Origin of the sequence: Microcoleus sp. B9-D4, from assembly GCF_036705105.1 — a bacterium.
In the GTDB taxonomy this organism is placed as follows: domain Bacteria; phylum Cyanobacteriota; class Cyanobacteriia; order Cyanobacteriales; family Microcoleaceae; genus Microcoleus.
This window is the reverse complement of the sequence record NZ_JAUBTS010000072.1, coordinates 22,977-29,347: the sequence shown is the minus strand read 5'-3', so window position 1 is coordinate 29,347 and position 6,371 is coordinate 22,977. Positions and strand designations below refer to the sequence as shown.

6 protein-coding genes are annotated in these 6,371 nt (G+C 46.9%); 5 read left to right on the top strand and 1 reads right to left on the bottom strand.

Annotated features, from left to right (window positions below):
• Positions 1 to 162: 162 nt before the first annotated feature.
• On the bottom strand, positions 163 to 1,563 hold the full coding sequence (locus tag QUB24_RS28700; protein WP_333157026.1) for a gluconeogenesis factor YvcK family protein: 1,401 nt from the start codon (positions 1,561 to 1,563) through the stop codon (positions 163 to 165).
• A 164-nt stretch (positions 1,564 to 1,727) separates the two neighbouring features.
• On the opposite strand from QUB24_RS28700, the gene QUB24_RS28695 reads away from it, so the two are divergent.
• The 5 genes from QUB24_RS28695 to QUB24_RS28675 all read left to right on the top strand — a co-directional run bounded on the left by QUB24_RS28695 (position 1,728) and on the right by QUB24_RS28675 (position 6,333).
• Complete coding sequence (locus tag QUB24_RS28695) at positions 1,728 to 2,510, top strand: ATP-binding cassette domain-containing protein (RefSeq protein ID WP_333157025.1); 783 nt, start codon at positions 1,728 to 1,730, stop codon at positions 2,508 to 2,510.
• An 86-nt stretch (positions 2,511 to 2,596) separates the two neighbouring features.
• The gene (locus QUB24_RS28690; protein ID WP_333157024.1) at positions 2,597 to 2,971 is read left to right on the top strand and encodes a four helix bundle protein; all 375 of its coding nucleotides are present in this window, start codon (positions 2,597 to 2,599) and stop codon (positions 2,969 to 2,971) included.
• 76 nt (positions 2,972 to 3,047) lie between these two features.
• The gene (locus QUB24_RS28685) at positions 3,048 to 4,538 is read left to right on the top strand and encodes an MlaD family protein (RefSeq protein WP_333157022.1); all 1,491 of its coding nucleotides are present in this window, start codon (positions 3,048 to 3,050) and stop codon (positions 4,536 to 4,538) included.
• Between the two features lie 144 nt (positions 4,539 to 4,682).
• Complete coding sequence (locus QUB24_RS28680) at positions 4,683 to 5,459, top strand: Uma2 family endonuclease (RefSeq protein ID WP_333157020.1); 777 nt, start codon at positions 4,683 to 4,685, stop codon at positions 5,457 to 5,459.
• A gap of 478 nt (positions 5,460 to 5,937) precedes the next feature.
• Positions 5,938 to 6,333 carry a tetratricopeptide repeat protein gene (locus QUB24_RS28675; RefSeq protein WP_333157019.1) on the top strand — a complete coding sequence of 132 codons (396 nt, stop codon included), beginning with the start codon at positions 5,938 to 5,940 and terminating at the stop codon, positions 6,331 to 6,333.
• Positions 6,334 to 6,371: the final 38 nt, after the last annotated feature.

Here is a 6,371-nt window from a genome sequence, read left to right as displayed (position 1 = left end):
CATTAGTCATTAGTCATTAGTCATTAGTCATTAGTCATTAGTCATTAGTCATTAGTCATTAGTCATTAGTCATTAGTTACTCGCTTGGGGCTGCTAATAACCAAGAACATTAGTCTGCACCGTCGGTCAACAGTCAACAGTCAACAGTCAACAGTCAGTAGCTTAAATGTTTTGCGCGCGGCCGTACCAACGCAGCAACATCCCCGCCAACCTTTGCGAATTGTGGCGAATTAAACCCGTATTTTCATCTTCATCCATGACATTGGCGATGACAACTCGCCGCCCCAATTGCGTTACGGCTTCTCGATCGAGCACAACCGGATAAGAATCCTCCTGAGAATAGCGAATCAAAGCCTTTGCAGAAGGGACTTTTCCTTGAACTACTACAGCATCGAACAGCGGCCGGCCACAAGCGCGATCGATCGCCCGAATGTGGTCTGCAACACTGTATCCGTCAGTTTCCCCCGGCTGAGTCATAATATTGCAAACATAAATGCGGGGAACTTCGCTGTTGGCGATCGCATCAGCAATTTCCGGAACCAACAAATTCGGAATAACACTCGTATAAAGACTCCCCGGCCCAATAATGATAAAATCCGCTTCCCGAAGTGCTTGGGCCACCTTGGGCAACGCCGGAGGATTAGCAGGAGTGCAGCCAATTTTGATGATTTGCCCGTTAGCTTTTGTAATGCTGGACTCCCCCTCAATCCTGCGGCCGTCAGCCAGTTCTGCCCACAAAGAAACGTCGCTCAGAGTAGCCGGCAGCACTTCTCCCCTCACTGCTAAAACTTTAGAACTCGCGGCGATCGCCTGTTCCAAATCTCCAGCAATATCGCTCATCGCCGTCAAAAACAAATTCCCAAAACTGTGACCCACCAAACCGTCACCAGCCCGGAAACGATATTGAAATAACTCAGTCAATAACTTTTCCTCATCTGCCAAAGCAGCCAAACAATTGCGAATGTCTCCCGGCGGCAATACCCCAATTTCCCGCCGCAGCCGCCCGGAAGACCCGCCATCATCCGCCACCGTGACAATAGCAGTGATTTTGGCGCTGTAATCCTTCAATCCCCTGAGCAAGTTAGAAAGACCCGTACCGCCCCCAATTGCCACAATTTTCGGGCCGCGGTGCAAGCGACGGTGGTTGAGGAGTCGATCGACCAATTCCTCATTCCCTTCGGGCATCAGCACTTGAGTAATAGAGTTCAAACTGCGAGTTTGACCCCACAGAATTAACAAAATCCCGCCAGCAATGATGATCGGCCCCGACACGTAATTAGGAATAACTTCCGCAATCCACGCCAAAAAATTTCTCAACAATTGCAATAAGAAGAAAATGGGAGTCATCCCAGTCCAAATCGCTAAACCCAAAGTGGCAAGTACCACGCCGCTAGCACTAATCAGCAGCCACCGTTTCACTAACAGTCCGGGGGCTAACCACTTAAACCACTGGTGAACTCGCCCGTTCCGCAAAGAAGGGGGGTAAGGATTTCTGGATTGGGCAAAAACCTGCTTGGCTTTAGCCAAGACGCGGAGGGCTTTAGGAAGTGAACTAATTGACATGGTTAATTAGTCTTAAGGGTATTGGAACAGCTCGAGCTGACAAATTTACAATACAAGAGAGTTTTGATTCTGGCAGTCAATTTAAGTAATTAGTGATTAGTCATGAGTCATGAGTCATTAGGTAGACTGATGACTGATGACTGACAACTTATTGATAACATCCTATGGCTGAGCCACTAATCGAACTCAAGGGGGTAAGTAAGTCCTTCGGCCAGAACCCGATCCTCGATCAAGTCGATCTGAGGATTTATCGGGGAGAGGCCCTGGCAATTATTGGCCCTTCCGGGACGGGGAAATCTACGATTCTGCGGATAATTGCGGGTTTGTTGGCCCCGGATGCCGGTGAGGTTTTTGTTCAGGGACAGCGCAGGGTCGGATGGGTGGACGACGTGGCAGATCCGATCGGAATTGGGATGGTGTTTCAGCAAGCGGCTTTGTTTGATTCGCTGACGGTGGAGGAGAATGTCGGTTTTTTACTTTACCAGCATTCTAAGCTGCCGCGCCGCCGCATTCGGGAATTGGTGGAGGAAAAGTTGGAGATGGTGGGTTTGCCGCGAATTGGCGAACGCTATCCGGCGCAGTTGTCTGGGGGAATGAGGAAGCGGGTAAGTTTTGCCCGCGCTATCATGGCGAATCCTGATAATGACAGGGATAATCCAGAGGTTTTGCTGTACGACGAACCGACGGCGGGTTTAGATCCGATCGCTTCGACGGTAATTGAAGATTTAATCAGGGACTTGCAGGCGGCCCAAGGTGTTTGCAGCACTTATGCGATCGTCACTCACCAAGACAGTACCATCCGCCGCACTGCCGATCGCATCGTGTTTCTGTATCGAGGCAAAGTGCAGTGGGAGGGAACTGTCAATGACATTGCATCGACAGATAATTTACTAATCCGACAATTTTTTAGCGGCAGTGTTACTGGGCCAATTCAAGCGCTTGGATAGTCAATTGTCAGTTGTCAGTTGTCCGTGGTCAGTTGTCCGTGGTCAGTTGGCAGTGGTTAATTGTTTGTCTTGTGGGGAGATAGTATATGTCACAAACCAACTTTCAGAAGTTAGATGTTTATAAATTAGCTGAAAAATTAGCTGATGAAATTTGGAATATTGTTATAACATGGGACGCACTAGCAAAAGATACGGTCGGCAAGCAAATAATTCGATCTGCTGATAGTATTGGTGCTAATATTGCTGAAGGAGATGGTCGAGGTAGCTATCAGGATCATCGGCGATTTATCAAGATTGCCAGAGGTTCTTTATATGAAACAAAGCACTGGTTGAGACGGGCTTATACTAGGCAACTACTAACAAGTACGCAAGTAGAAACACTCAAGCCAATTATTGACGAACTGTCGCCAAGGCTAAACGCCTATCTAAAATCTATAGGCAACACATCAGACAAAAATTAACAACTGCCAACTATCAACTGCCAACTGCCAACTGCCAACTGCCAACTGCCAACTGCCAACTGACTAAGGAGGTAATATGCGATCGCGAACTGTAAGAGAAGGTTCTGTCGGGTTCTTAATTTTAGTAGGAATCGGTTTATTTGGCGGCTTAGTGCTCTGGCTGCGGGGCGTGCAGCTAGGGAACCGCAGCTACAAATTCGCCGTAGAATTTGGCAGCGCCCAAGGAATGCAAATAGGTACGCCCATCAGGTATCGTGGGGTTGCAGTCGGTAAAATTACCGCCCTCCAACCGGGTTCCAACGGCGTAGACGTGACGCTGGAGATTGCCCCCGGAACTTTAGTGATTCCCAGGGATGTTACGATCGAAGCGAATAAATCGGGTTTAATTGGCGAATCGTCGATCGACATTACCCCCAACTCGATTTTGCCAGAATCATTACTTACCGCCAATCCCGTTAGTGCCAACTGTCCCCCAGAGATTATCTGCCAAAATTCGCGCTTAAAAGGTCAAGCTGGAGTCACTATCGACGAACTAATTAAATCCACAGTCCGCCTAGCTAATTTCTACACTGACCCCGCGCTGTTTAACAATATTAAATCTCTGACCGAGAATACAGCCAACACAGCTAAAGGTGCAGCTCAACTCACTCAAGATTTATCGACTTTAACTAAAAATGCCCAAGCGGAAATAAAAACTTTAAATCAATCTGTAAGGGGAGACATTGGGAGCTTAAATCAATCTGTAAAATCCGAAATAGCAAGTTTAAATCAATCATTAAAGGGGGAAGCCAGCAGTTTAAATCAATCATTAAAGGGAGAAGCAAGCACCTTAAATCAATCGCTCAAGACGGAAATATCAGCAGCCGCCGCTGATGTTTCTAAAGTAGCAGCTACGGCGGACACTTCCACAAAAGCCGTATCTGCCGCTGCGATAAATTCTGCTAATTCAGTAACTCAAGCAGCCAATCAAATTACATTAACAGCCAACCAAGTCAATTCTTTAGTAACAACCAACCGCGCCAGTTTAGTCTCAACTCTGAATAACATCAATCAAAGCAGTCAGGAACTGCGGGTAGCTGTCAGCAGTTTGAGTCCGACAATTAATCGAATCAACCAAGGACAATTGCTGAACAATTTAGAAGTTTTATCAGCGAATGCTGCCCAAGCTTCTGGTAATTTGCGAGATTTATCCAGCCAGGTAAACAATCCCGCCACTTTGCTATTATTGCAGCAAACTCTAGATTCTGCACGAGCTACATTTCAGAACGTGCAGAAAATTACTTCCGACGTGGATGATTTGACAGGAGATCCGGCTTTTCGCAACAATATTCGCAGGTTATTCAACGGATTAGGAGGCTTATTGGGTTCGACAGAACAACTGCGACAGCAAGTTAAAGTGACTCAAACATTAGCTCCCCTTTCTGAGAAAGTAAATGCGAGTAAAACTGCCAGAAATCAATCAGTAGAGCCGGGATTTCCCAGCTTGCAAAAACAGCCCAAATTGCCTGTTATACCTTCTCAAACTGCAAGATCAGCAGAACCAGTTGCTCCCGAAAATACTCCTTAAAACAGGGTATCATTGAATAACCGCAATTATTGCAAGATTCGCGAGTTGCTTTAGTTACTAAGGTGCAGCTTTCGCAGCCGGCATTAAAGTTATTGTCCAAATCCTATTAACAAAAAACTCTTTCTATCGCAACAAGGAAAATCAATGACGCAAACATTATCGAAACCGGACGTAACCAAAACCCAGTATACTGTAACTTGGGAAAAATTGCCAGATGACTTTAAATTACCCGACGAGCCTGTGGAAAATATCGACCAACCACTTTTAGCCGCGGCCCTGCGAGAAGCCTTGGATCTCGCAGGATTTATCCTAGCTTCAATGCTAATAGCTTCCAATTTTGGACTGTGTGCCAAAGTTAATGACAAAACAGTAGTAAAAGCACCGGATTGGGTGTACGTTCCCTCGGTATTGCCAGCAGAACCCGGAGAAGTTCGCCGCAGTTATACGCGCAATGCTGAGGGAGAAGTACCTGCTGTAGTGATGGAATTTTTATCGGATACTGACGGTAGTGAATATTCAAATAAACCGACATATCCTTACGGAAAATGGCGGTTTTATGAGCGAATTTTGCAAGTGCCGATTTATGTAATTTTTGAACCCAAATCGGGAGTGTTGGAAGTGTACAGACTCTCGACTTCGGGAGAATACGAATTGCAAGAACCGGATGCTAATCAGCGATTCTGGATAGAATCAATGGGTTTATTTCTGGGGGTTTGGGAAGGCGAAAAATCTCAGAGAAGGGGTTATTGGTTGCGCTGGTGGGATGAGAATGGCAATTTGCTGCTGTGGGGTGCGGAACGGGTGGAACAGGAACGCCAGCGCGCCGAAGAGGAACGCCAGCGCGCCGAAGAGGAACGCCAGAGGGCCGATCGACTAATGGCATACTTGAGAAGCCAAGGCATCGATCCTGATGGCATTTGAAGGTGTGGGAGGTCGATCGACCTTTCGGCCCTTAATCCAATCCCATTTTGATTGCACAATCGAGTCAGCAAGGGCGTTTGAGATTAAAAATAACCACAATTAAGGAGCGATCTGCAGGACTGCAACAACATTAGAAGAAAAATTAGATCGGCTTTCTGATGAATTAGCCTCAGCACTAGAAGCGGAACGCCAGCGTGTTCCTGAACTCACATCTTTGCTACCGCGTTACCGAGCTCGGTTTGGCGAAATGCCAGAGAGTAACGGCTAAAAAGTAAGGGTGCGATCGCGCTTCACCGATCTCGATCGCCCGCGTGTTATTCTCACCTAAATGTCCTTGACAAATATGAGATTTTGTGTACGGCTATAATTGGTTCCAAATTTTAAATGGCGAAGGGCGATCGTTTTGTGATCGAACTTGGGCAATCTAGATATAGGCGCTTCTTGAGTGCCTGAAAAACAGCGAAGCCAAGAATTAGCAATGGAAAGTACACAGAAAAAATCTAGTGATAGTCGCGTTCATCGGAGCGATCGAATTAAGCAGATTTTTGCGTTAGTATCAATGGTTGGCTTTGGTGGTTCGGCAATTTTTGGTATGGTGAGTCTGTTCGGCAGCGGTTTGAGCAGCCAGCACCAACAAAAAACGGCGACTGCTGCCGTTTCTCAGGAATCTTTGCTGGTGGCCCAGGAACGGGGATATGAGACGGTTTTGCAGCGGGAACCGCAAAATCCGACGGCTCTTGAGGGGTTGGCAAATGTGCGGTTGCAGATGAATAATCAGGTGGGGGCGATCGAGCCTTTGGAGAAGTTGGTGAAGCTAAATCCCGATCGGGCGGATTATAAGGTATTGTTGGGGCAGGCGAAGGGAAAGAAGTAGGCGATCGGTTAATCAAGAATTGGCGAAATCTCAATTTT